The organism is Palleniella muris, from assembly GCF_004792655.1.
GTDB classification, from domain to species: Bacteria; Bacteroidota; Bacteroidia; order Bacteroidales; family Bacteroidaceae; genus Prevotella; species Prevotella muris_A.
In genome coordinates this window covers 21,397-46,493 of the sequence record NZ_SRZC01000013.1, presented here as the reverse complement: position 1 = coordinate 46,493, position 25,097 = coordinate 21,397, and the positions used below count along the sequence as shown (strand labels likewise).

Sequence of the window (25,097 nt, the reverse complement as noted above, 5' to 3'; positions counted from 1 at the left end):
TTATCGTCTAAGGTTTTTCATGGCGTTTGCCATAGCCATCATCTTGCCTGGTCCCATGCCTGTCACCATTTTCATCATCTTGCGTGTCTGGTCAAACTGCTTTATCAGGCGGTTAACCTCCTGAATGTCAGTGCCGGAGCCTTTGGCTATGCGCTGGCGGCGTGACTGGTTGATGATGTCCGGGTTCTCACGCTCCTTCGGTGTCATGGAGCCTATGATGGCTTCAATGTTCTTGAAAGGGTCGTCAGGAATTTCGACATCCTTGATTGCCTTTCCTACGCCGGGAATCATTGCGGCAAGGTCTTTGACGTTACCCATCTTCTTTACTTGCTGAATCTGGCTGAGGAAGTCATTGAAGTCAAACTTGTTCTTGCGTATTTTCTTCTCAAGGCGCTTTGCTTCTTCTTCGTCAAACTGCTGCTGTGCACGCTCCACAAGTGACACAACGTCACCCATGCCGAGGATGCGGTCTGCCATTCGCTCAGGATGGAAGACATCAAATGCTTCCATTTTCTCTCCGGTGCCTATGAACTTGATAGGCTTGTCGACAACGGCACGTACGGAAAGGGCTGCACCACCACGTGTGTCACCGTCAAGTTTGGTAAGGATAACACCATCGATCTCAAGTCTGTCATTGAATGTCTTTGCTGTAGTGACAGCTTCCTGACCAATCATTGCATCGATGACAAGGAGGGTCTCGTCCGGATTCACTGCATCTTTTATGTCACGAATCTGTACCATCAGTTCTTCGTCGATAGACTGACGGCCTGCGGTATCGATGATGACAATGTCATTGCCGTTGAGCCGCGCATGGTTGATAGCAGCCTTTGCAACGGCAACAGGGTTTGTCGCACCTTCCTCTATATAGCATGGCACAGCAACCTGCTCTGCAAGTACACGGAGCTGCTCCATGGCTGCAGGACGGAAAGTGTCACAGGCAGCAAGCAATGGCTTGCGGTGCTGCTTGGACTTAAGCATCAGGGCGAGTTTTCCTGACATGGTTGTCTTTCCGGCACCGTTAAGGCCTGCCATAAGGATGACAGCCGGATGCCCCGGAGTTGACTCCAGTTTCATTTCTGTAGCCTTGCCACCCATGAGTGCTGCAAGCTCGTCATGGACCACCTTGACCATGAGTTCACCCGGTTTGATGGCAGTGAGCACATTCATGCCCAATGCCTTTTGCTTCACGGTGTCTGTAAAGGTTTTTGCAACTTTATAGTTAACATCGGCATCAAGCAGTGCACGGCGCACATCTTTAAGTGTTTCCGCAACATTGATTTCGGTGATTTTTCCCTCACCTTTCAGTATCTTGAACGACCTTTCCAGACGTTCATTCAAGTTTTCAAACATATCTTTTCTTTGTATTTGTTATCTAAAATGCAAAGATACAAAAAAAATATAAAAGTAGTGAGTTGAAAATTAAGATTTTAAGTTACTATAACAAAACTGTGGCATTTAATGTGGCTTATTGTTTGATAGTTGCTTTTTTGCAGGCTTCTGTGACATTGTGGTTTCTGTTGATTTGCATTTTCTTATAGCGGAATGACCACTGTTTTTCCTTCTCTTTTATGCCTAATATCTGTGAATGAGGGTCTTAATTGTGAAATTTTGATAATTTTTCATTTCATATTATGATATTTCAATATAATTGGTTTACCTTTGCTGATGTTAGGTTACTTTGTGAATTTGCTGACATTTCTTAATGAATAAAAGATTCGGAGGGAATTTGGAATATAACTTTACATTCTGCTCATATACATTTATTTCTGATAAACTAAAACCAACTGAAACTATGAAGAAAAAGATTATTGTATGCATCGCTGCATTGTTGGCGACGACTTTTAACTCCTGTGAGCAAGCTGATTTCACGTCTGATGAAGGTGATGGTGTTGAAACTGTACCATCTTCAAAGGGAAAGTCTGTGAACATTTCATTGAGGAGTGCCAGTGACACACCGATAGAATATCCTGTCCGAATATATGCTTTTGACGAGAGTGGTATGTGCAAAGCTTCGGGAACAATAACTTCTGATGCGGAAAACACCGTTGTGCTTAAACTCCCCAAAGGCACTTACCGGTTAACAGCAGTTTCATTGCCGGAGAATTATTCGCTTGTGGATGGCGATGTGCTGTCTTCAACAATAATTCGCATGCCGGAATGCGGATATGCCATGAAACCGTTTTCTACAGGCAATGCAGATGTTATTGTGTCTTCGTCTGCATCACAGTCAGTAAGTATCAGGATGGGATACAGGCAAGCAGCTGTAAACGTAAGGTTGCTCAATACGCCGGCAAATGTCACCAGTATGGATATTTCTCTCAGTACACCGTATAGCACCATGTCATTTAACGGTTTGTATGATAACGCGAAGTCTGTTACTGTCCCAAGTCGGAAATCCGGAGACTCATGGACTACGGAAACGTTTTATGTAATGCCGACACAGAACTCACAGACTATGCTGACGATGCATCTGACATTTGCCGATGGCTCATCACAGTCATATTCCTACACTTACAATGCCATACTGAACGCAGGTGTCCCCTATGTATTTACAGGGCAATATGATGGAGTGGAATCCGATGCAGACATAACGGCTTCAATCCAAGGAGGGGAGTGGGCAAAGCCTATTGAGACAACCTTTGATTTTGGTCCTGGTGTAAACTCAGGCGGCAGTCATAACGAGACTACATGGTACATGTCTTCTTTACCAAAAGCAGGTGAAGTCGTTAATGGACATGTTGTTGTGATTTCGGATGAAAAAACGTCAGAAGAGGCGGATATTGTATTGCTGTCCCTTGATGAATGGAGCAATGTTTATTCAATGGCAAATGAGAGTCATAAAGCGGAAACGAATGCGCTTGTCGACAAATATGCAGAGAATGGTTTGATGGAATGGCGCTTCCCGACAACAGAGGAAGCTACGGTGTTGAATCAGCTTTATTCATCTGATTCGGCATTGGATGAGCTCAACAGTGTGGTTTCCAATGCCGGTGGTGTGAAATTGTCAAAGACAAAAACAGGTGGAAACGTTCGTTACCTTTGTAACAATGGCAAATCTACATTCACATTTGCTGTAAATGGGAAGATAAACGCTGCGGGTGCTACTGTTGCATATAATCTCAGGCTTGTCAAGTCGATAACAGTCAAACGCAAATAAGTTGCGTGACAGAGAGTTACCTATACGAAATGTCCTCAAAGCCAAATCGGTTTTGAGGACATTTCGTATAGGTGCTTTTGGCAAGCATTTTCATGTTCTTAAAACAATGAATTGCACTCGCAAAAGACACGTGGCTTGTTGTTTTTATGAGTTCATTGTGAGCAGGAACTCTTCATTGTCACGTGTGCCGCGCATACGGTTCTGTATTTCCGTCATAGCCTCGATAGGGTTCATGTCGGAGATGTACTTGCGCAGAATCCACATGCGGTCAAGAGTTGTCTTGTCCTGCAGCAGGTCATCGCGACGAGTGCTTGACAGTATAAGGTTCGCAGCAGGGAATATTCTCTTGTTGGCAAGTGAACGTTCAAGCTGCAGCTCCATGTTGCCGGTTCCTTTGAACTCCTCGAAGATAACCTCATCCATTTTCGAGCCGGTGTCAATGAGTGCTGTCGCAATGATTGTCAATGAGCCGCCACCTTCTATGTTGCGTGCTGCACCGAAGAAGCGCTTTGGCTTTTGCAGTGCGTTGGCATCAACACCACCGGTGAGAACCTTTCCACTTGTAGGCGCGACAGTGTTATATGCGCGTGCAAGGCGGGTTATTGAATCAAGGAATATCACCACATCGTGTCCGCATTCCACCATCCTCTTTGCTTTTTCCAGCACAAGACCCGCTATTTTCACATGACGCTCTGCGGGTTCATCGAAAGTTGAGGCGATGACTTCTGCGTTCACAGTGCGTGCCATATCGGTGACTTCCTCCGGGCGTTCGTCAATGAGGAGCATCATCAGGTAAGCCTCAGGATGGCTTGATGCTATAGCATTCGCGATATCCTTCATGAGTATTGTCTTACCCGTTTTTGGCTGTGCGACAATAAGTGCGCGTTGTCCTTTTCCGATAGGAGAAAAGAGGTCTACTATCCGTGTTGACAGATTTGTTGTCTTTGGATTGCCGCACAGATTGTATTTCTCGTCAGGAAAGAGTGGGGTAAGGTGCTCGAAAGGCACACGGTCACGAATCTCCTGCGGGTCTCTGCCGTTGATTTTCAGTACATCCTGCAAGATGAAATATTTATCTCCGGTGTTTGGCGGGCACACTGTGCATTCCACCATATCTCCCGTTTTCAGCCCTAACTTGCGCACTTTTGGCATAGGGATGAATATGTCGTCAGGTGAAGAAAGATAATTGTAGTCGCTTGAGCGCAGGAAAGCATAGCCCTCCGCCATTACTTCTGTGAAACCGATAGCCTTGATACTCTCCTTGAAATCAAAGCATGGTATGCTGTCTTCCGACACTTGCAGTGATGCTGAGAGTATCTTGTTTGTTTGCGGATTGTCAAATATGTCGACATTGACAGTCATGTTTGTGTCCACAATAGGCAAGTCCTCTATTGTGATGAAGTCTGTTCCGTCGCCAGGGTCTCCGAGCCAGATTCCGTTTTCCGAGGTTTCTGCATCTTCTTCGGAGTCACTGTCTTGCTCTTCGTCATCTTCTTCTTCCTCTTCCTCATCCTCGTCCTCGGTGTCCTCCTCAGGCGTGTTTTGTGTATTCATCTTTTCTTGGAGCCGGGCAATGGTGGCATCATCGACAATCTCTTCCTCTGGCATGGCATCGTCCTCCGAATAGTCGTATTCCTGATTATCAGTGTAGTCTGTTGCACTGATAGTTTCCGGAAATTCCGGTTGCTCAGCATCCACATCATTGTAATTCTCGTCGGCAACTTCTGTTTCAAGGGAACTCTGGCTTTTCGCATTTTCCTCAGCGATTCTTGCAAGATACTCCAATTCTGCTTTTGACTTTCGCCCACGATGTTTAGGGAAAGGGTTTGCTGTGGAGTCGGAATCAGTGACCATTGGTGTTGAGAATAGTTGTGCGCTTTCCATGGCTCTCTTTTGTGATGCTTTGGTGTCAAGGTTTTCTCCCTCAATGCCATTCACACTATAGACATGGTCAGGAGCTTCTTTCTTGACAACTCTTTTACGCATGCGCTTTATAGGCTCTTCTGTATCAACCATATTGTATTGTTAGAATAAAGTCGGGTGAATTTTAGAAAAAAGGCACGTCAAGGAAATGTGCCTTTGGAAATTTGTGCAAAGGTATGATTTTTTTTTGTTATTTCAAAATAATTTTAAGAAAAAGGTATGTGATTTTTGTCCTTTTGCTCATTTTTGTGCGTTTTTGGCAGGAAAAGCGATGCAGATGCTTGTGTTTGCATTAAGAATAGGTTGTGTTTTCAATTGGAAATTTCTGCCATGCCGACTCATGTCGTGGCTGTGAGTCCGGCAGTGTCTGGCACATGCCAACACTTACGCAAGCATCATTTCATCCAAAGTGCTTTTATTGTGTCTTGTTGCTGTTGCAAGGATAATGTCGCCTGTTGTGAGACATCCATACACCTTCCTTTTTGCAGCAAAGAAATGTCATGAGTTTTCTAATTCTCTATTTATCATAATAGGAAAAACTAAGTTTTCAGAGATGAAATGTGACACTCTGCGTCTCCAATCGTTATCTTTCGTGCTGTGAAAGGTTAGCTCTTGCATCATGGAAAGTAACCTTTTGCAATGAGGGAGGTTAGCAAATCCACTGTTATTCGTTACAAAAAAATGGCGAAAGGTGACCATTCGCGGTGCTTTCTTGTATGTGTGATTTTGTTTTGTGATGATAATGTTTTGATATACAGTGAGATAACGGGTGTACAAATTCGTGCGATATCAGGCTGTCTGTCGTCTCTATATTGTTTCCGCATGAAATATGGAGGGCAAAAAGACCATGAGTTTTCTAATTCTCCAGGTTGGTTTGGTGTATCTGTTTCGTGTGTGAGTCTTGCAAGGTGCCGGATGAAGCATGATATGCCATGCCTATTAATATTATTAAGGTGTAATGTGGAAAAATAGCTTTTTTGCAAAAAAATGCTTGAAATATTTTGGAGGATTCGGAAAAAATCAGTACCTTTGCACTCGCATTTGGAGAAATGCTTCTGGTAAAGAACACGAAAATGCGGAAATAGCTCAGTTGGTAGAGCACAACCTTGCCAAGGTTGGGGTCGCGAGTTCGAGTCTCGTTTTCCGCTCACATCTTGAATAATGGCTTTCTTCTTGTGGAAGTGGAAAGGTTTGAATGCCCAGGTGGCGGAATTGGTAGACGCGCACGTTTCAGGTGCGTGTGCAGCGATGCGTGCAGGTTCGAGTCCTGTTCTGGGCACACAATATTGCAGAGTATTCTGTGATTTTGAGATATGCTGGAGAGGTGGCGGAATTGGTAGACGCGCTACTTTGAGGGGGTAGTGTCAATCGTGACGTGGGAGTTCGAGTCTCCTCCTCTTCACCACTCAAGAATCTTATCAGAATGCGGATTTAACCTCCGTATTTTTTTGCGGAAATAGCTCAGTTGGTAGAGCACAACCTTGCCAAGGTTGGGGTCGCGAGTTCGAGTCTCGTTTTCCGCTCTTCTTTTCTTTAAAGGAAAGCAAAGAAAAAACACGACATCACTAATGAATTTATATGTAAGATATTTTGATAGCGAAATATTGGTGACCAATGCCGATGACGCTATCTCTTTTCTGTATGGTATAGACGAGATATGTATGAATGAGCGCATAGCCTCGGATATACGTGAGTATTACGAAAGTGACAACCGTTTCCCTAAACGCTACAAAGTGCGTCCAAAGGTCTATTTTATTATGATAAAGACTGATGCGGACACGATGCAGGCATTCAAGGACTATCGCAAAAAATCTGTGTCACAGGCAAATGAAGGCAGCATGCATAACTCTTTCTATGGTCAGGGGTATAATGACTATAGGAATGCCAATGTGCATAATGTTGAATCGGCAGTCTATTCTTTGCAGAAGGAGCATTTCGGCTGGTATGAAGGCAGCCTTGATTTCAAGCGTGTCGTGACCAATCCGTCCACAGGCAAGAGCGAATACCGTGATACGCATTTCGTAGCACGATGCAAGGCTATGTCCGGTATGGATTGCTATAATCGCATTGTTGACCATCTGTATTCGCGTGTTGATGGACGCAGCCAGTTCCCGTCAGCCAAAGGCAAGAATTTCAGGTACAAGTTCCTTGGTGAATGCAAACCTTTACCCATAGAGTACAATGAATAAGGTGATGCTTATAGGTAATGTGGGAAAGGAGCCTGATGTCAGGTATTATGCGGCAGACCAAGCCGTGGCTCATGTCAGGCTTGCTACAACAGAACGTGGCTACACTCTCCCCAACGGAACTCAGGTTCCTGACCGAACGGATTGGCATTCACTTACTTTCAGCAAGGGACTGGCAAAGGTTGTGGAGCGCTACGTTCATAAAGGCGACAAGCTATATATAGAAGGGCGTATCAGATACAGTACTATGGAGGACAAGCGTGGAGTGCGTCAGCTTGTAACCGATATTCTTGTTGATAATATGGAAATGCTGTCACCAAGGAAGTCTGAGAATACTGGGCAGACGCAGCCTGCTGCCATGGGACAGGAAAAAGATAACATTGAAATTCCATTTTAGATGGACTTGGACATTATATTACAATCATTAGGGCAAGTGCATTTCATAACACCAACAGTTGGTGTTGTTTTTGCTTTCGTGCTGACACTTGTTCTTATCTTCTTTTCCGGGTTGGCGAGTGGCTCGGAGATAGCTTTTTTCTCTCTTTCACCGAATGAACTTTCAGAACTCGCCCCGGAACATTCCAGCACTGATGCGACCATCAAATATTTGCGTGAGGATTCCGAGCGCACTTTGGCTACAATATTGATTGTCAACAATCTTGTCAATGTGACTATAGTTATGCTGTGTAACTATATTTTCACACATATTGTTGATTTCGGTGGTGTCGTATGGCTTGAAATCCTCTGTGTTACAGTACTGCTGACATTTATATTATTGCTCTTTGGTGAGATTCTTCCGAAAGTATACAGCCGTCAGAATCCGTTGGCATTTTGCCGTAGGATATGCGGAGCGGTGATGACATGCCGGACTGTATTCTGGCCGTTGGAGTCTATACTGATGTCCACAGGCTTTTTGGCTTCCAAAGTTGTGCAAAAGGATAATTATGTCCTTAGTGTGGATGAATTGGAACAAGCGTTGGAACTTACGGACAAGGATGACATTCGTGAGGAGGAAAGGATTCTCCAAGGTATTGTCCGCTTTGGTGATGAGATGGCAAAAGAGGTCATGACCAGCCGTCAGGACATTGTGGATTTGGAGATTCAGAGCTCGTATGCCGATGTGCTGAAATGTGTTATTGAGAATAATTACAGTCGCATCCCTGTCTATCAGGGAAGCGAGGATAATATCTGTGGCGTGCTATACATCAAAGATTTGCTGCCACATCTCTCCAAACCGTCGACATTCCGTTGGCAGTCGCTTATCCGACCGCCTTATTTTGTTCCTGAGACAAAGAAAATTGATGATTTGCTGCGTGATTTCCAAAAGAACAAAGTGCATATAGCCATTGTGGTGGACGAGTTTGGAGGAACATCAGGAATAGTTACTCTTGAAGACATTCTTGAAGAGATTGTAGGCGAGATTAATGACGAGTTTGATGATGAAAAACGTTCGTACGTGCAGATTGCCAATGGTATATATGTATTTGAAGGAAAAACATTGATAACAGACCTTGTGAAGATTCTTGATGTCGATGATGATGAGTTTGACGAGGCAAGTGGTGACAATGGCACCATAGCAGGCATGCTTTTGGAACTGAAAGGTGATTTCCCTGTGCTTCATGAAAAATTGGCATATAAGAACTACTCTTTTGAGGTTCTTGAATTGGAGGGCAGGCGTATTTCCAAAGTCAAGCTGATGATTATGGCGGACAATGCATAATGCTGTTACGTTCAATAGAATTGCTCGTGATTACATTTGTTGTATGGTAATGCAAAGTAATCATGGGCTGAATTTCTAAATCGGAAGTCAACCATCTTTGTGGGGAATCAATAAGTTTTTGCGGGCAGTAATATTTCCCAAAGAAAAGAACCAAGAAGAAATGATGAATGAAAATGATTTTTCTGGCAGATATGCAATTGGAAAGGTTAGGCAGATTGCAGAAGAATTGTCGTGTGATGGTGCTGAAATAAAGCTACTTATGGACTGGCTGCAGCATTCTTCTGATAAGCGTGTGCGGATGAATGCTGCATGGGTATTGAACAATATGGATAGGAAAACTCGTACAAGGTTGCTTTTGCCATATCGGGATGAATTGACTGACCTTGCCATGTGTGATTTGCCCTTCCGCCGTAAGATGATTCTTTCTTTGTTACTTGATTTTCCTGTAGATAACAATCCACGTATAGATTTGCTTGATTATTGTCTGGGACATCTGTGTGACGAGAAAGAGAGCCCCAGTAGCCGTGCTTTTATGATATATCTTGCAGCAAAGATGTGCAAGCCTTATCCAGAACTTTATGCAGAACTGCTCAACATGTTGGATATGTTGCCGGCTGTTCTGCCACCGAGTATTGCCTGTGCAAAGCGGAAAGTTAAAGGTAATATGCCTTGAACAATTGGCTTTGATATGCTTGTGCCAGTTTTTTTTGTTTGTCTGAGCAATGATATGCTTTCAAACATTATATATAACCTAAGCTATAAAAAATATCGCCACTACCAATAAGTATGCACTTGTCAGTAGTGGCGATATTTTTTATTCAAAGAACTATTAGATAAAATAGTTGCGTGAATTGATTGTTGTTTTATTTTTCAATATAAAGCATTGCAACACGGTTGAACTCGTATACTTCGAACAGCTTGTCTGTTTCACCGCAACCCTCAGCTGTGATGCGATTTGGATCAATGCCATATTTCTTCACGAGCATGTCCTTGACTGCATTTGCACGGCGTACACTAAGGTTCATGTTGTTGTCATGTGGACCTTCCGGAGATGCATAGCCCTTGATTTGTATTTTAAGTTCAGGGTGATTCTGCATCATCTTTGCTGCAATCGCTACATTGTTAGCCTGCTCAGGAGTTATTACAGATTTGTCGAGCTGATAGAATACAGCCGGCAGACTTGGCTCATTGATAACTGTCTTTGGTGCTTTTTCACAATCTTCAAGAGCTTTTTTCAGATTTGCAATCTCGTTCCTGAGTTTCTGGATTTCGTCATTGTCTGCAACATTTTTTGCACGGAGACTGTTGATTTCGTTATTCAGAGCGTCAATCTCGTTCTGGTCACATGGCTCTACAATGAGGAAATTGTGTGAACCATTTGAAGTCTTGAACTTGTAGTTCACACCTACGTTGAGCTGCAAGAATGAAGAATTGCTATGGTATTTCACGCTTTGGAAGCCCTGTGAATAAGGATCAGAGTTGACACCTGCGATATTGTAGATGATAGCAGGCTCTGCATATACAGACCATTCACGGTTTTTGCCGAAATTGTAATTGAAATCCAAACCAATCTTGTGGTTTATCATGTTCTTTACAGTTCCATTCTTAGTTGTATTCTGTCCCCAATAAATACCTGTTATGACATGTATATCAAACTTGCGTGGTTGTCCCAAATATCCCCAGAAGCAGTTGCTGATGTTTAATGAACCCAAAACTCCTGCTGTCCAGTAACGTGTGTTCTCTTTTTCTAAGTTCTCACCATACATCTCGTTGATATACTGACCAACACTCTTACCATTTGCTTTAGTGGAAAAATAATAGTTTCCTTCTAATGCAAGACCGAAAGAAGGGGTCAGCCATTTTCCAATGCGGAGACCTGCATTTCCGTTTACGCTGAATTTGTCAGGCTGGTTTGTTGTTTTTGTTGATGCACCACCATTTACGCCAATGTACCAGTTGTCAAAAAACTTGTTGCCATAAAAACCGTGTTCATTGTTTTGTGCATTTGCAGCCATTGCAACTATACTAAAGACTGCAATAAATAGACTCTTTTTCATTTTTGATATTTATTAAGGAATAAGAAATTAATCATATCTTCTGCAAAATTATTGTTTTTTCTTAATACCTCCAAATTTTCCGGTTAAAATCAATAAAAAAAACGTTAAAATGCTGCAAATATTAGTTTTTTGATGATTATCCGGGGCTTTTGATGATTGTTTTTGCAAAAACTTGCAAGTAAATATTAGTTGCCATTTGCAGATTCGCAATCATCAAATAGATGACATTTTAAATAATGTATCTGGATTACTCATATTGTTGACAGATACATTATGAGCAATCCATAAGAGCATTTTTGAACCTCTTTGCGATTTTAATCTTCAAGTAATGCTTTCGCTTTTTCCAGTAGCCATTCCTGCTGCTCTGGAATTGACATATTACTATTGTCAAGAAGGATGGCGTCCTCGGCCGGTTTTAGTGGAGACACTTCACGATTGGAGTCCATGTGGTCACGCTCCTTGACATTTTTCAGTATTTCGTCATAATCTGCCGGCATACCTTTCTTTTGCAGTTCATCATATCTGCGTTTGGCGCGAACCTCCGCCGACGCTGTGACAAAAACTTTCAGTTCGGCATTGGGGAACACCGTAGTGCCAATATCCCTGCCATCCATGACAATACCTTTTCCTTTACCCATTTCTCTCTGCTTGTTCACCATTGCTTCTCGGACAAATGGGATGGCGGCAATAGGGGAGACATGCTTGCTGACCTTAATACTTCTGATTTCATCCTCTACACGCTCTTCATTAAGATAAGTGTCAGGGCATCCTGTTGTTGCGTTGAGTTTGAACGAAATGTTAATCTGTGGCATTTGGTTGCAAAGTTGGTCCATGTCAACCTTATTATCCATGCTTATCAGATTGTTGCGCATAGCATACAATGCTACCGTGCGATACATGGCACCTGTGTCTACATAGATATATCCGAGTTCTTTAGCCAACTGCTTTGCCATTGTGCTTTTGCCACAGGAAGAGTGACCGTCTATGGCTATGGTAATCTTTTTCATATATTATTATAAGATTTGTTTGTTATATTTTTATAGTATGAAAGCTATGTTTGCGATGATGCTTGATGATGATACATGATATTTTGCGTATGACAAGTTCAGTCTGAATCGTTCAAGGTTTATGCCTGCTCCAATAGACAGACCGGCAGAATGGGCTGAAGAGTTCCCCTCGCTGTCAATGGTCTTCATCTCGTCTGCACGACGGAAGCTATATCCTCCCGCAACATAAAACTGTTCTGAGAGCAGGGCTTCAGCACCAATACTTAAGTGATTGATAATTTTGTAATTAAGGTGATTCAAGTCAACAAGAGTTGCGGAAAGCCTCAGTGGTGATGTGCCCAATTGCTTGCTGACACCAAGTTGTATGTCAAGAGGCATTTTCTCATAATTATTATCATACGCTTTTATCTGTCCTCCAAGATTTTTTACAACGAGGCTAAATGACCATTCCACATCCGGAAGATAGTAGTTTAATCCAAGGTCGACGGCAACGGCAAGTGATGTGTATGAAGAGATATTGCCATATACCATTTTTGCAGCAATGCCACCGGCAAGGTTTTCCATTAGTTCATATCCAAGCACCCCGCTCAAAGCAATGTCTGTAGCAGAAAACGTGCCAAGGTCGTTATTGTATTCGTCTCTGTGTTGCATGGAGCCGTACCCCATATATTGCACTCCAATTCCCACATTCCACTTTTCTTTGAACACCATATTAAAGGCTGCAGAGGCGTTATGGCATCCACTCATATAGTTCATGTATTGCAGTCCGACCGTTTTTGGTGTGGCTCCTATGATTAGTGAAGGGTTTTGGAACATCATCATCAGGTCATCATCAGGTATCGTGATGTTGTCGCCTCCAAGAGCTGCCGCGTGAGCGCTAACCGGAAGACGAAGGAAATTATATTCTGTCCGACTCTCGTCCTGAGACCATAGGTTTGCGGTCAAAATGAGGAAAAGACAAGTGGAAAGCGTTCTCTTCATATAAATATTTATAATTTATCAGCAAAGTTAGTCATTTTTCCAGAAAAGAGATGTATATTTGCATATTATTTTATAATATAATAACGATTTTGATAGTAAGAAAGACATATCGTGCTGACATAGACCGGCTTCGTCCGAAGATATTCCTACTGGCTTTTATTGCTGTTGTAGGGATGTTCTTGTTGGTGCTGCAATGGCAATCTGTGAATTTCACATCCCGTCTTTTGGAAGACATCTCTGATGATGTCGAAGTGGACATGGATTTCCTGGCATCATTGAAACCGGAAGAGGATGTCATTGCCGCCAAGGTTCATGAGCAGCCTTCCTCAACGGATCAAATAAATAAGGTTGATGAGCTGACAGACCAAGCAGAACTTGAGGAATTGAAGGAGCAGGTAAAATTCACCACTTCAGAGTCAGATAATGCTGACCAACTGAAAGAGAGTGAGGCGGATCCGATAGCCCCTGCCAACGCTTCTGTTGCCGGTGAAGATGTTCCATTGCGTGTTGTAGAGCAGTTGCCGGAGTTTCCGGGCGGGATGTCTATATTCATGACTTGGCTTACCAATGAGCTCCACTACCCGCCATCTTGTCGCAAAGCGAACCAGCAGGGCACTGTGTCTGTGAAGTTTGTTGTGGAAAAAGACGGCTCTATAACAAATGTTGAGATAGCCAAGCCATCTTATGCTCCCCTAAACACTGAAGCCTTACGTGTCATCAAGGCTATGCCCAAATGGAAACCAGGGCAGGAAAAGGGAAAGCCAGCACGCACGGTTGTAGCTATACCGATTGTCTTCGCTTTGTGATTCCGGCAAATTTATGAACTAATTTATATAACATAAGTATGAAAACATCAAAAGAACTACTCGCCATTATCAATGAGTATATGGATAATATAAATTATGACAGGCAGCCTAAGTCTCTTTACGAACCAATAAAGTATGTATTGTCTCTTGGTGGCAAACGTATTCGTCCGATACTGATGCTTTTGACTTACAATATGTATAAAGAAGACGTTGAAGCTGTACTCCCTTGTGCTTGTGGCATAGAGACTTATCATAATTTCACTTTGCTTCATGATGACCTTATGGATAATGCTGACATGCGTCGTGGAAAGGAAACTGTACATAAGAAATGGAATGCCAACATGGCTGTCTTGTCCGGAGACACAATGTTGGTTACAGCCTTTTCACGTATGGCAGAATGCGACGCAAAGCACATGCCTGATGTGATAAGACTGTTCACCAAAACCGCCCTCGAGATAGATGAGGGACAGCAGTATGACATAGAATTCGAGTCACGCAATGATGTCTGTGAGGAGGAATACATAGAAATGATACGCCTAAAGACAAGTGTACTGCTTGCCTGTGCCATGCAGATTGGTGCTATCCTCGCCGATGCTTCTAAGGAAGACAGGGATAACCTTTACATGTTCGGTGAGAAACTTGGTCTTTCTTTCCAGTTGCAGGACGACTATTTGGATGTTTATGGAGACCCAAAGGTCTTTGGGAAGAATATCGGTGGCGATATAATTGAGAACAAGAAGACTTTCATGCTCATCAATGCCACGAAGCTGGCAGAAGGTGGAGATAAGGCAGAATTGGAGAGATGGTGCTCGTTCTCTGCAGAACAGGTGATGGCCGGAGATTGCGACCGAAACGAGAAAATAAAATCTGTGACAGGCATTTATGACAAATTAGGCATAGGCAAACTCGCAAAGCAGCGTATGGAATATTACTATCAGGAAGCCTTGCGTCATCTTGATGCAGTCTCTGTTCCGGAAAGCAATAAGGCACAGTTGCGTGAGTTTGCGGCAAACATGATGAAGCGTGAGAAATAACACTACTTTCCAACAAACATAACAGAGCCGTGATAGATACTCATACACATTTGGACGGAGAGGAATTCAAGGACGACCTCTCGGAAGTCATAACGCGTGCAAAGGCTGCAGGAATAGAGAAAGCGTTCATTCCCGCCATAGACTTGCAGTCGAGCAGGCGGATTTTGGCATTATGCCAGCAATATTCCGACTATTGTCATCCGATGATTGGCATTCACCCTGAGGAAGTCAAGAATGATTGGCGGGAACAAATGGATGGCATTATGGCACTATTGTCATCAGATGTTATCGGAATAGGTGAGGTGGGACTTGATTATTATTGGAGCCGTGAGTTCGAGAAAGAGCAGCTAGCCTGCTTTGAGAGGCAGGTGGAATGGTCTGTTGCCACACAGCTGCCACTTATGATTCATTGCCGCAAGGCGCAGAATGAAATGGTCAAACTGTTACGTAAGTATGAGAAAGACCTGCCGGGCGGAGTGTTCCATTGCTTTACTGGAAATGAGCATGAGGCATTGGAACTTCTCGAATTTGAAAGGTTTGTGTTAGGAATCGGAGGTGTGTTGACATTCAAGAAGAGCAACCTTCCTCAGACATTGTCGTCTGTTGTGCCACTTGACCGCATTGTTCTTGAGACAGACTCCCCATATATGGCTCCTGTTCCGCATCGTGGAAAGCGTAATGAGCCATCATTTGTTGCAATGGTATGCAATCGTCTTGCAGAGGCTTACGGCGTTGCTGCAGCTGAGGTTGATGCAATAACGACAAAGACCGCCAAACGCATATTTGGGTTGTAGAGCGGGAATCATATTCTATAATAGAAACGAAACAGCCGGATATTCCTTACGTCAAGGTGTATCCGGCTGTCTCGTTTCCGACTTTTGCAGTTCTGTACGAATGCGCTATTTGCAGAATAATCTGTAACGTGGATTTCCGTGGTGATAATTCTTCAAGGGTAAAATACGGCATAGGCAATAAAGATTGGTTAATATTTGTTCGTCTTGACTATATAACGCATCATATTGCCTTTTATTGTAGCTGTTTCAGCGTTTTTTTCATATTCGTGGTTGTTGGTTGCACTTAAAGAAAACAGCCATATATTGGAAAGTGTTTAACCTAATTAGCTTTGAGACATCTCGATTGGAAGGTTATGCTGTTTCAAAAAACTGAGTTTGTCCCAGTAGCCCCTCTGATATACAATAAGATTGTTTTTGATATGGAAGAAGCCGCAACCACGCAACCCCAATGGGTCTTTCCATTCCATTATTGCCCATTCTCCATCTTCAAAAATATTTTCAACAATGCAAACCATCTTGGCTGTTGCAAACTCATCGGCAAACATACGAGATATAGCTTCTTTTCCTACTATAGGCACGTTGGCTACCTGATGGTTTACAGCATCATCCGCATATAATGCGGCAATTCCCGCCACATCGGATGCGTTGAAGCAATCAATCCACTTTTGTAGTATTTCTTTAGGTCTCATTTTTATTGAATAAAATTGTTATTCGCTTATGCGGAAGATAAATATTACTCCTTGTCATTCATGGTGCAGACTTATAAGAACCATTATTCTGTAATAAGTCGATACATCGTTGCAATATCCTCCGATGCCATCTCGAATTTTGATTTCTCAATCAGTATGTTTTGCCCCGTCATTATATAAGATGGAAGGATGCGAATACCGTTATATAAAATCTCAGTATTGCGCAATTTATAGGTGGATACGCTTGGAACGGCATTTTTCTTGGTTGCCTTCTTGCTAATCATATTGAAGGCTTTCTTTGCCACATCCCCCATAAGCATGATAACCTTGACATTGGGAAACAATGCAAGTTCTCTTTCCAGATATGGCAGACTTTCCTCTATACTCTCCTTTGAAACAGCATATTCGGTTTTGGGCGTTTTGACGGCATTGGTAATGTAAATCCCACTGTTTAGAATATCCTGCACAGAGCTTGCCTCTATCCCGGCTTTTCGGAACAATGGAATTGTCGTTGTCATATACGCAGCATTCAGTCTTCCATAGAAATCATCTTCTATGCATGATGGGACAACCTCGTTTATCATGATTGCGTAAATCGTTTCCGGCATAACATCCACATCATTAAAACGTAAACCTGTTTTACTTGTAGAAAGCTGTTCCAGTTCTTTTTGAATATTCATAATCCTAACCTTTATAGTTCTGCTTGATTTCATTGATTGACTTGCCGCCAATGCCGAAATTCTCATCAGGCAATTCCTTGATTGTGACAGTGAAGAACCGCGCCGGGATATGTGTTATCTCGGAAGCTGTTACCGTGAGCTGTTCAATCAACTCTTTCTTTTGCTCTGCGGTCAATCTGCCGCTTTCAATGGTTATGTATGGCATATTATTACAAATTTAATTTAGACATAATTGAAGTCATGTTCTGCCCAAGATTGCGCATATTTGCCATTCCTTCATCGTCTTTCAAAACATCGCCTATGTCTTTGCCGTAAACCATGTTCCAGTAAGTAGAGCCGATAACAATCATTTCCTTGTTGAGCATAAAATGATTCATGGTATCTATGGCTGTCATGCCTCCGGCACGTCGAACTGCGGCCACCGATGCACCTATCTTATGTTTAAGTAATCCGGGATTGGTGGCGACAACAACTCCTCCACGGTCAAGAAACGCCTTCATCTTCGATGACACATCAGCCGAATAAACCGGTGAGCCCAAAATAATTCCGTCTGTCTCAACAATACGGCTGAATACATCGCAAAAACCATCTCCTTTGAATACACAATTACCATGTCCTTTACAGGCAAGGCAAGCGCGGCACGGTTGGATATCTATGTCTGCCAACTGAATCAGCTCCGTTTCAATACCGGCTTTATTCAGTTCTTCAAAAACCGTATTGATTATTATCGCAGTGTTGCCTTCTTTGTGGGAACTGCCGTTAATACCTATTACTTTCATATAGATTTTGTCAGTTTATCCATTATAGAAAATCATGTATTTGTTGAGATTCGACAAACTCCATTTCTATGCAATTCCAAATCTCACCGAGGCAAGTGTAGCTTTCAGTCTCTTCTTTTTGAACTTGCTTGAATCCCGCAGCTTCATAACAATGTATTGCAGATGGATTATTTTCAAATACACCAAGCGATACTTTAGTCGCATCTAATTCTTTGTGGGCATAATCAACAGCCATGCCGACAAGTTTTTTACCCAAGCCGAGACCTCGCTTTGCATCATCAACTATTACGAATCCAAGTCGCCATTCTGAATTTTCAGGGGTTGGCTTTCTGAGTGTTATATAACCTATGACTTCTGCAACATCAACCATAGTAAGAGCGATTGAAGAATGTCCGTCTATGAATTTGTCATGAAATGAGTTAATATCATTTCCCGTGACAGGGTAACGCGAATACCTGTCGGCACACCATTGACGCATCAGATACTCGCTTTTCAGCCATCCGGCAATAATATTTGCGTCAGCCGGATGAAATTCTCTCAATCGCACGTTCATGGCCTGTAATCACGCTTTATTTCATTGATTGACTTGCCACCGATACCGAAATTCTCATCAGGCAATTCCTTGATTGTGACAGTGAAGAACTGCGCCGGGATATGTGTTATCTCGGAAGCTGTTACTGTGAGCTGTTTAATCAACTTTTTCTTTTGCTCTGCGGTCAATCTGCCGCTTTCAATGGATATGTATGGCATATTATCTTTGCTTTATATAGTTTGTAATCAGCATTGAGATTATTCCGATACAAAGATAGATCGAGGCATATACCAGAAACCACGGTTCCTGAATCCCAAAGAACAGCCATACTCCTGCAAGAAATGCCACGGCAGAGATGATTGGGAGATGCCATAATTTCTTGATATTTTTTCCGGAAACAAAGCCAAGGATTATTGAATATAATGGGTTTATGACAAGGAACAGCATCATGCACAATGCCATACCTGCACATTCGGATGCAAGTTTTGCTACGGCAAACGGCAGGAAAAACATAATTGCCACGGTTATGCTAATCCATATCGTAATTACTCTGCGGTTTTCGTTCATGACAATGGTTTAATTCAATAGTTTTATTAGGTCATCGACAGAAACATCCATCCTTTGGGAAACTTCTTCCAAAGCCATTCCATTAGAGATGAATCTCTCTATGACCATTTTCATTTCCTCGCCGACTTCTATGAGATGTCCATCCAAATCGTAAAAGCGGATTACCCGTTGTCCCCAATCATGCTCAACGACATTGCCTAAAAATTTGAGTGAGGGATAATCATTCAGTTTTTGCAGAAAGCCGTCAAAATCATGTTCCTCAAAGACAATTTCAACATTGTCGGGCTTTTCCCGGACTTGCTCTTTGGGCACGCCAATGAGCCAATCGAAATCCTGCTGTAAAGCCAGACCGCATGAGAACAGGATATTTCGTCCATAATCCTGACAGACTTCCAACCCGAATATGCTTTCGTAGAAACTTCGGGCTTTGTTTATATCTGACACGGATAAAACCGTACAACAATATTTCATATTTGTTTTTTCCAGTGTTAGAGGTTGGGATATAATTGGCGCATCAGCTCTCAGGTTTTAAAGTTGCAAGATGAGCATAACGCTTCTTTTTTCTTATGTCTTGGAAAGCGTTGCCTCTGCCCGAATGCAAAATTAGTTGTTTTTATTGATATTTTGTTTAAACCAATTAGCTTTAAGGCATTTTTAACGAATATAAATTAGATTAAACAACTTCATTATAAAGATAATCCAATCATAATTATAAGAGGTCACGTTTCAAATGGTGAATACGTGAGTTCGGGATAAAAAAGTTCCTTTCAATAATGGATGTTTCGTGTTTTTGTCAATCTGCAACCAAAGTGAGGCAACTACTTGCAAATTGTCATGTGTTCATAGCCTTTTTGTGAGATAAAAATATAACAGATGTTAAAATGCTATTGGTGTGACGAAAGGTAAGACTTTGTGTTGTAAAAAGTAATCTTTTGCCAAGTGAAAGGTAACGCTTTGCATTGTGAAAAGTAACCTTTCATAATGTCATTCAATGTCTTTTGAGTTTCATGTCAGCAGACAGCCTTTCCAATTCCATCCTTTATGGGTTGGTTGTTGTGCTGTGGTGAGTGGATATGCCGCCATTATGTATTCATCGTTTGCTCAAAGTACAGCAATTTGGCTGTGTAGGTTGTTTTTTTTGTTTATAATGATGAAATAATTTGTATAATTCCACAAAATGCTGTACTTTTGCAATGAAAACGAATGCCACATAGATTCATGACAGATTACTGTTTATTCTATATAAATAATGTCATGTCATGACTTAATGTTGCTATAATAATAAAAATCCTTATCCATGTCAATCTTTTTGCGAAATATTGTTTTGCATTTGGGTGCCTGCCTTCGCACCACAGCTTTGTTCTTTGCATCCACAATCATTCTCTTGCCTCTTGCTGCCCAAAGTGAGAATGACGGCAGGACTCGGATTGTGATAGAGACAACATTGGGAAACATCAAGGTTGCGTTATACGATGAAACTCCGCTACATAGTGAGAACTTCAAGTCGTTGGTGGACAGAGGGTTTTATGACGGACTGCTGTTCCATCGTGTCATAAATAAGTTTATGATTCAGGCGGGCGATTCCACAAGCCGCTCTGCTGCTCCTGGAGGATTGCTTGGCGACACCTCGGAACCTTATACCGTACCTGCAGAGATTCGTTTCCCAAATCTTTTGCACAAACGCGGAGCGTTATGCATGGCACGTGAAGGCGATGCCACTAATCCACAGAGGGTTTCGTCGGCATATCAATTCTACATTGTTTACGGAACACGTTTCAATGATGATATGCTGGATAAGGTGCAGGCGCGACTTGATGCGTATACAGGAGGAAAAGTCGTGCTTACACCGGAAGCCAGAGAAGTGTACAAACGCATAGGAGGCACTCCACATCTTGATGGGCAATACACGGTTTTTGGCGAAGTCATCGAAGGAATTGACATTGTGCGAGACATCCAATGGGTTGATACTGATGCCAATGACCGTCCGGTGAAAGATGTACGCATCATCAAAGCTTACACGCTGGAGGCCGAATGATTTCCATTTTATACATGAGACGAAAAGTACTTGGTGACAGAGTGTTAAAAAAAAATAAATACAACTTGTTACGATTGCGTACTCTTGGTGTTCTCGCAAAAAATATGTAATTTTGCACTCTGTTTGGAATAAGTATCAATTAGAAACGCAAAAATTTAGGATAGAAATGTCTAAAGTTTGTATGATTACGGGAAAGAAAGCCATGATAGGCAACAATGTTTCCCACTCAAAGCACCGCACAAAGCGCAGCTTTGATGTAAACCTCTTCAGCAAGAAATTCTACTATGTAGAAGAGCAGTGCTGGATTTCACTTAAGATTAGTGCAGCTGGTCTGCGTCTGATCAACAAAATCGGTCTCGATGCAGCTCTCAAGAAGGCTGTGGCAAACGGTTATGTTGATTGGAAGGACATTAAAGTTATAGGAGAATAATCAAGATGGCAAAGAAAGCTAAAGGCAACAGAGTGCAGGTTATCCTCGAGTGCACTGAGATGAAAGAGAGTGGTCTTCCTGGAACAAGCCGTTATGTGACTGTTAAGAACAGAAAGAACACTCCTGAGCGTATGGAGCTCAAGAAGTATAATCCAATCCTTAAGCGCATGACTGTGCATAAGGAAATTAAATAATCCATTAAACCGATTAGACAATGGCAAAGAAAGCGGTCGCAACCCTCCACGAAGGCAAGCAGGATGGTCGCGCTTACACTAAGGTTATTAAGATGGTGAAAAGTCCTAAGACCGGTGCTTATATTTTTGACGAGCAGATGGTCAAGAATGAGGACGTAAAGGATTTCTTCAAATAAGCAAGATTTCTTTCACCGTAATATTCGAAAAAGATACTTTTGTCCGCACAAAGTTCTGCAACGCAGAGCGTTGTGCGGATTTTCTGATTAGATATGGGATTGGGAAAAATCAAAGGACATGCTGCACTTATCGGTGCAAACGTTATATGGGGATTATACGCTCCGTTATGTAAGGATTTGCTGAATGCGCAGATTATACCACCCCTCATTCTTGCCGGCATAAAGACAGCCGGTGCGGCGTTGCTGTTTTGGGTACTTTGGGCAGTATTCAGGATTGTAAAGCCTTCCCATACTATTTCCAAAGAGCATATCGAGAAGAAGGACTATTTGAAAATCTTGAATGCTTCACTGATGATTATCGCTGCCAATCAGATATTCATCACTTTAGGATTGAAGTACGCCAGTCCGGTCGACGGAACGGTATTATGTGGTATCACACCATTCTTTACTTTGATCTTAGGAGTTGTTTTCCTGAAACAGAAGGCGGGATTGATAAAAAACTTAGGTGCAATCCTCGGGTTTGCCGGTATGTTGCTGTTCGTATTCGGCAGCGATGTAAATACTGCGATGCATGTCAGCAATCCGGTGCTTGGTGACACCCTGTTCGTATTGAGCCAAGTATGCGGAGCCATCTATCTGGTGTTTTCCGGTGATATTCTTGGAAAATATTCATCGTTCACACTGATGAAATGGATGTTCCTGATTTCCGCTGTAATAATGTTGCCGCTATATGTACCGGACGTTATGGCACTTGACTGGACATTGCTGTCAACAGACATGTGGATAGAGTTGGGATATATCATCACCTTTGCAACATTCCTTGCATTCCTTCTTCTTCCGGTTGGTCAGAAGCAAGTGTCACCGACAACGGTGGCTATGTATAATTATCTGCAACCTGTCGTAACTGCCACTTATGCAGTAATATTCGGATTGGCACAGCTTAGCATGCAGACCATTGTTGCCACAGCATTGATTTTTGTCGGTGTGTGGATAGTAAACAGAGACAATAAATAAAAACACCACTCATGGGAATATTCAGTATTTTTAAGAAAAAAGAGACTCTTGACAAGGGGCTTGAAAAGACCAAGACCAGTGTATTTGAGAAAATCAGCCGTGCAATTGCCGGAAAGAACACTGTCGATGATGATGTGCTTGATGACCTCGAAGAGGTGCTGATAACATCAGATGTCGGAGTTGACACTACGCTTAAAATCATAGAACGCATACAGCAACGTGTGGCGCGTGACAAGTATGTCTCCACATCAGAGCTTAATAATATCCTCCGTGAGGAAATTGCCTCTTTGCTTGAGGAGAACAATACCGGTGACCTTGATGACTGGGAACTTCCTTCCGATCATAAGCCGTATGTTATTCTCGTCGTGGGAGTTAACGGTGTTGGTAAAACAACTACAATAGGCAAACTGGCATATCAGTTCAAGCGTGCCGGCAAGAAGGTTTACCTCGGTGCTGCGGATACATTCCGTGCGGCAGCTGTTGAGCAGATAGTTATCTGGGGAGAAAGGGTAGGTGTGCCGGTTGTCAAACAACAAATGGGAGCTGATCCGGCAAGTGTTGCTTTTGACACGCTTGCCTCGGCAAAGGCGAATGGTGCAGATGTTGTAATCATTGATACTGCCGGCCGTCTTCATAACAAGGTGGGCTTGATGAATGAACTTAAAAAAATCAAGGATGTCATGAAGAAGGTTGTTCCTGAAGCACCTGACGAAGTGATGCTCGTCCTTGACGGCTCTACAGGTCAGAATGCTTTTGAGCAGGCAAAACAGTTCTCCGCTGTTACGGAAGTGTCATCCCTTGCCATAACAAAACTTGATGGAACAGCGAAAGGAGGAGTTGTCATCGGAATATCTGACCAGTTGAAAGTCCCTGTGAAATATATCGGACTTGGTGAGAATATGGAAGACCTTCAGTTGTTTAACCGTAGGAATTTCGTAGACTCTCTGTTTGGCAAGAAATAAGGACATTATACGTTTAATGTCGTGTTGTTGAAGCTATTATATTGATATGATAAAAGGAAGAGTTGACATAATCACGATGGGGTGCTCGAAGAATCTTGTTGACAGTGAGTCTTTGATGCGCCTTTTGGGAAAGAAAGGCTATGATGTACATCATGAGCCAACTGTTCCTGAAGGTGAATATGTTGTAGTGAACACTTGTGGATTCATTGGCGATGCAAAGGAAGAAAGCATTAATGCTATCTTGGAACTTGCAGAAGCAAAGGCAGAAGGACGGATAGGAAAACTCATTGTCATGGGATGTCTGTCAGAAAGGTATCTCGCTGATTTGGAGGAATCAATACCGGAAGTGGACAAGTATTACGGTAAGTTTGATTTCAAGGACTTTGCAGCTTCATTGCCGGAAGTGGACAGCAATGTCAATGATGGTGATGTGAAACTCACAACTACTCCAAAGCACTATGCTTATATCAAAATAAGTGAAGGGTGTGACCGTCGTTGTGCTTACTGCGCCATTCCTCTTATCACAGGAAAGCACAATAGCCGCACTATGGATGACATCCTTGATGAGGTTCGTCTTCTTGTAGCCAATGGCGTCCGTGAATTCAATGTCATAGCTCAGGAACTGACATATTACGGCATAGACCTGTATGGTGAGCGTCGCATAGCACAGCTTATTGATGAAATAGCGCATGTGAAAGGAGTGAAATGGGTACGTCTTCATTATGCTTATCCTAATCAATTCCCGATGGAACTCCTTGACGTGATGCGTAAGAACAAGAATGTCTGCAAGTACCTTGACATTGCACTGCAGCATATTTCTGATAATATGCTTGAACGTATGCATCGCCATACTACAAAGGAGGAGACGATGCGACTTATAGAACGCCTTCGTGAAGCTGTTCCCGGAATACACTTGCGCACGACTCTCATGGTTGGTTTCCCAGGAGAGACTGATGAGGATTTCCGTGAACTTGTTGATTTTGTCAAATGGGCACGCTTTGAATGTATGGGAGCATTTGCTTATTCGGAAGAAGAGGGTACATACAGTGCCTTGCATTACAAAGATGATATTCCAACCGAGACAAAGCAACTGCGACTCGATAAACTGATGCGCGTGCAACAGAACATTTCTGCAGAATTGCAGGCAAACCTTATCGGAGAAACGATGACTGTCGTTGTTGACAGAAAAGAAGGCGACTATTATATCTGCCGCTCAGAGTTCAGTTCGCCGGAAGTAGACCCGGAAGTCCTTGTGCCTGCTCATGAGAAAACTCTCCGCAAAGGATGTTTCTATGATGTCACCATAATCGCTGCCGAGGAGTTTGACCTCTATGCAACGGTTGTGAAATAGTTTTGCTCATTATCCATAAACAT

At 42.6% G+C, this 25,097-nt stretch carries 28 protein-coding genes and 4 tRNA genes; 19 read left to right on the top strand and 13 right to left on the bottom strand.

The genetic code is table 11. The features are described from left to right. On the bottom strand, positions 1-1,350 hold the full coding sequence (gene ffh, locus E5358_RS08890) for a signal recognition particle protein (protein WP_135939840.1): 1,350 nt from the start codon (positions 1,348-1,350) through the stop codon (positions 1-3). Between the two features lie 442 nt (positions 1,351-1,792). On the opposite strand from ffh, the gene E5358_RS08885 reads away from it, so the two are divergent. Continuing rightward, positions 1,793-3,157, top strand: coding sequence for a FimB/Mfa2 family fimbrial subunit (locus E5358_RS08885; protein WP_135939839.1), 1,365 nt, complete (start codon positions 1,793-1,795; stop codon positions 3,155-3,157). Positions 3,158-3,301: 144 nt separating this feature from the next. On the opposite strand, the gene rho is transcribed toward E5358_RS08885, so the two are convergent. After that, positions 3,302-5,173 carry a transcription termination factor Rho gene (gene rho / locus E5358_RS08880; protein ID WP_135939838.1) on the bottom strand — a complete coding sequence of 624 codons (1,872 nt, stop codon included), beginning with the start codon at positions 5,171-5,173 and terminating at the stop codon, positions 3,302-3,304. 982 nt (positions 5,174-6,155) lie between these two features. On the opposite strand from rho, the gene E5358_RS08875 reads away from it, so the two are divergent. The 8 genes from E5358_RS08875 to E5358_RS08840 all read left to right on the top strand — a co-directional run bounded on the left by E5358_RS08875 (position 6,156) and on the right by E5358_RS08840 (position 9,659). Next, a tRNA-Gly gene (locus E5358_RS08875) sits at positions 6,156-6,228 on the top strand. A gap of 49 nt (positions 6,229-6,277) precedes the next feature. Next, positions 6,278-6,359 (top strand) — tRNA-Leu (locus tag E5358_RS08870). Positions 6,360-6,398: 39 nt separating this feature from the next. Beyond that, a tRNA-Leu gene (locus E5358_RS08865) sits at positions 6,399-6,485 on the top strand. Positions 6,486-6,530: 45 nt separating this feature from the next. Further along, positions 6,531-6,603: transfer RNA gene (locus E5358_RS08860), tRNA-Gly, on the top strand. A 45-nt stretch (positions 6,604-6,648) separates the two neighbouring features. Continuing rightward, a complete protein-coding gene (locus tag E5358_RS08855; RefSeq protein WP_135939837.1) occupies positions 6,649-7,269 on the top strand; it encodes a hypothetical protein in 621 nt (206 codons plus the stop codon). Next, complete coding sequence (locus E5358_RS08850) at positions 7,262-7,663, top strand: single-stranded DNA-binding protein (protein WP_135939836.1); 402 nt, start codon at positions 7,262-7,264, stop codon at positions 7,661-7,663. The genes E5358_RS08855 and E5358_RS08850 overlap by 8 nt, the downstream gene beginning before the upstream one ends. Next, the gene (gldE, locus tag E5358_RS08845) at positions 7,664-8,986 is read left to right on the top strand and encodes a gliding motility-associated protein GldE (RefSeq protein ID WP_135939835.1); all 1,323 of its coding nucleotides are present in this window, start codon (positions 7,664-7,666) and stop codon (positions 8,984-8,986) included. A 160-nt stretch (positions 8,987-9,146) separates the two neighbouring features. Further along, entirely contained in the window at positions 9,147-9,659 is a 513-nt protein-coding gene (locus E5358_RS08840; protein ID WP_135939834.1) for a hypothetical protein, read from the top strand. 190 nt (positions 9,660-9,849) lie between these two features. Here the strand turns inward: E5358_RS08840 and E5358_RS08835 are convergent, their stop codons facing one another. From E5358_RS08835 to porQ, 3 genes are all read right to left on the bottom strand, one after another. Then, entirely contained in the window at positions 9,850-11,043 is a 1,194-nt protein-coding gene (locus E5358_RS08835; protein ID WP_135939833.1) for an OmpA family protein, read from the bottom strand. A 314-nt stretch (positions 11,044-11,357) separates the two neighbouring features. After that, a complete protein-coding gene (gene cmk, locus E5358_RS08830) occupies positions 11,358-12,050 on the bottom strand; it encodes a (d)CMP kinase (protein WP_135939832.1) in 693 nt (230 codons plus the stop codon). Between the two features lie 30 nt (positions 12,051-12,080). After that, positions 12,081-13,031 carry a type IX secretion system protein PorQ gene (porQ, locus tag E5358_RS08825; protein WP_135939831.1) on the bottom strand — a complete coding sequence of 317 codons (951 nt, stop codon included), beginning with the start codon at positions 13,029-13,031 and terminating at the stop codon, positions 12,081-12,083. Between the two features lie 89 nt (positions 13,032-13,120). On the opposite strand from porQ, the gene E5358_RS08820 reads away from it, so the two are divergent. From E5358_RS08820 to E5358_RS08810, 3 genes are read left to right on the top strand one after another with little or no spacing between them, the layout of a single operon-like run. Next, positions 13,121-13,837 (top strand): energy transducer TonB, encoded by a 717-nt coding sequence (locus tag E5358_RS08820; RefSeq protein WP_168354621.1) that lies wholly within the window; start codon positions 13,121-13,123, stop codon positions 13,835-13,837. Between the two features lie 38 nt (positions 13,838-13,875). Beyond that, a complete protein-coding gene (locus E5358_RS08815; RefSeq protein WP_135939829.1) occupies positions 13,876-14,871 on the top strand; it encodes a polyprenyl synthetase family protein in 996 nt (331 codons plus the stop codon). A gap of 29 nt (positions 14,872-14,900) precedes the next feature. Next, the gene (locus E5358_RS08810) at positions 14,901-15,665 is read left to right on the top strand and encodes a TatD family hydrolase (RefSeq protein WP_135939828.1); all 765 of its coding nucleotides are present in this window, start codon (positions 14,901-14,903) and stop codon (positions 15,663-15,665) included. Between the two features lie 323 nt (positions 15,666-15,988). On the opposite strand, the gene E5358_RS08805 is transcribed toward E5358_RS08810, so the two are convergent. The 8 genes from E5358_RS08805 to E5358_RS08770 all read right to left on the bottom strand — a co-directional run bounded on the left by E5358_RS08805 (position 15,989) and on the right by E5358_RS08770 (position 19,383). Beyond that, complete coding sequence (locus E5358_RS08805; RefSeq protein ID WP_135939827.1) at positions 15,989-16,354, bottom strand: nuclear transport factor 2 family protein; 366 nt, start codon at positions 16,352-16,354, stop codon at positions 15,989-15,991. 83 nt (positions 16,355-16,437) lie between these two features. Next, on the bottom strand, positions 16,438-17,034 hold the full coding sequence (locus E5358_RS08800) for a uracil-DNA glycosylase family protein (protein WP_135939826.1): 597 nt from the start codon (positions 17,032-17,034) through the stop codon (positions 16,438-16,440). 4 nt (positions 17,035-17,038) lie between these two features. Further along, entirely contained in the window at positions 17,039-17,239 is a 201-nt protein-coding gene (gene dmpI / locus E5358_RS08795; protein ID WP_135939825.1) for a 4-oxalocrotonate tautomerase DmpI, read from the bottom strand. Positions 17,240-17,243: 4 nt separating this feature from the next. Next, positions 17,244-17,813, bottom strand: a complete 570-nt coding sequence (locus tag E5358_RS08790; RefSeq protein ID WP_135939824.1) for a flavodoxin family protein — start codon at positions 17,811-17,813, stop codon at positions 17,244-17,246. 22 nt (positions 17,814-17,835) lie between these two features. Continuing rightward, positions 17,836-18,366: a GNAT family N-acetyltransferase gene (locus E5358_RS08785; RefSeq protein WP_135939823.1), complete on the bottom strand. Its 531-nt coding sequence runs from the start codon at positions 18,364-18,366 to the stop codon at positions 17,836-17,838. Beyond that, complete coding sequence (gene dmpI / locus E5358_RS08780; RefSeq protein WP_135939822.1) at positions 18,363-18,563, bottom strand: 4-oxalocrotonate tautomerase DmpI; 201 nt, start codon at positions 18,561-18,563, stop codon at positions 18,363-18,365. The genes E5358_RS08785 and dmpI (E5358_RS08780) overlap by 4 nt, the downstream gene beginning before the upstream one ends. Before the next feature lies 1 nt (position 18,564). Further along, positions 18,565-18,912 (bottom strand): hypothetical protein, encoded by a 348-nt coding sequence (locus E5358_RS08775; protein WP_277821232.1) that lies wholly within the window; start codon positions 18,910-18,912, stop codon positions 18,565-18,567. Between the two features lie 9 nt (positions 18,913-18,921). After that, positions 18,922-19,383, bottom strand: coding sequence for a VOC family protein (locus E5358_RS08770; protein WP_135939821.1), 462 nt, complete (start codon positions 19,381-19,383; stop codon positions 18,922-18,924). 958 nt (positions 19,384-20,341) lie between these two features. Between E5358_RS08770 and E5358_RS08765 the strand changes: the two genes are divergently transcribed. The 7 genes from E5358_RS08765 to rimO all read left to right on the top strand — a co-directional run bounded on the left by E5358_RS08765 (position 20,342) and on the right by rimO (position 25,074). Then, positions 20,342-20,947: a peptidylprolyl isomerase gene (locus E5358_RS08765; protein WP_338400494.1), complete on the top strand. Its 606-nt coding sequence runs from the start codon at positions 20,342-20,344 to the stop codon at positions 20,945-20,947. Positions 20,948-21,113: 166 nt separating this feature from the next. After that, positions 21,114-21,377: a 50S ribosomal protein L28 gene (rpmB, locus tag E5358_RS08760; protein ID WP_135939819.1), complete on the top strand. Its 264-nt coding sequence runs from the start codon at positions 21,114-21,116 to the stop codon at positions 21,375-21,377. A gap of 5 nt (positions 21,378-21,382) precedes the next feature. After that, a complete protein-coding gene (gene rpmG, locus E5358_RS08755; RefSeq protein ID WP_135939818.1) occupies positions 21,383-21,571 on the top strand; it encodes a 50S ribosomal protein L33 in 189 nt (62 codons plus the stop codon). A gap of 20 nt (positions 21,572-21,591) precedes the next feature. Further along, a complete protein-coding gene (locus E5358_RS08750) occupies positions 21,592-21,747 on the top strand; it encodes a DUF4295 domain-containing protein (RefSeq protein ID WP_135939817.1) in 156 nt (51 codons plus the stop codon). A gap of 99 nt (positions 21,748-21,846) precedes the next feature. Then, complete coding sequence (locus E5358_RS08745) at positions 21,847-22,761, top strand: DMT family transporter (protein ID WP_168354620.1); 915 nt, start codon at positions 21,847-21,849, stop codon at positions 22,759-22,761. Positions 22,762-22,772: 11 nt separating this feature from the next. Continuing rightward, positions 22,773-23,723 (top strand): signal recognition particle-docking protein FtsY, encoded by a 951-nt coding sequence (gene ftsY, locus E5358_RS08740; protein ID WP_135939815.1) that lies wholly within the window; start codon positions 22,773-22,775, stop codon positions 23,721-23,723. A gap of 46 nt (positions 23,724-23,769) precedes the next feature. Continuing rightward, positions 23,770-25,074: a 30S ribosomal protein S12 methylthiotransferase RimO gene (gene rimO / locus E5358_RS08735; protein WP_135939814.1), complete on the top strand. Its 1,305-nt coding sequence runs from the start codon at positions 23,770-23,772 to the stop codon at positions 25,072-25,074. The last annotated feature ends 23 nt before the right edge of the window (positions 25,075-25,097 follow it).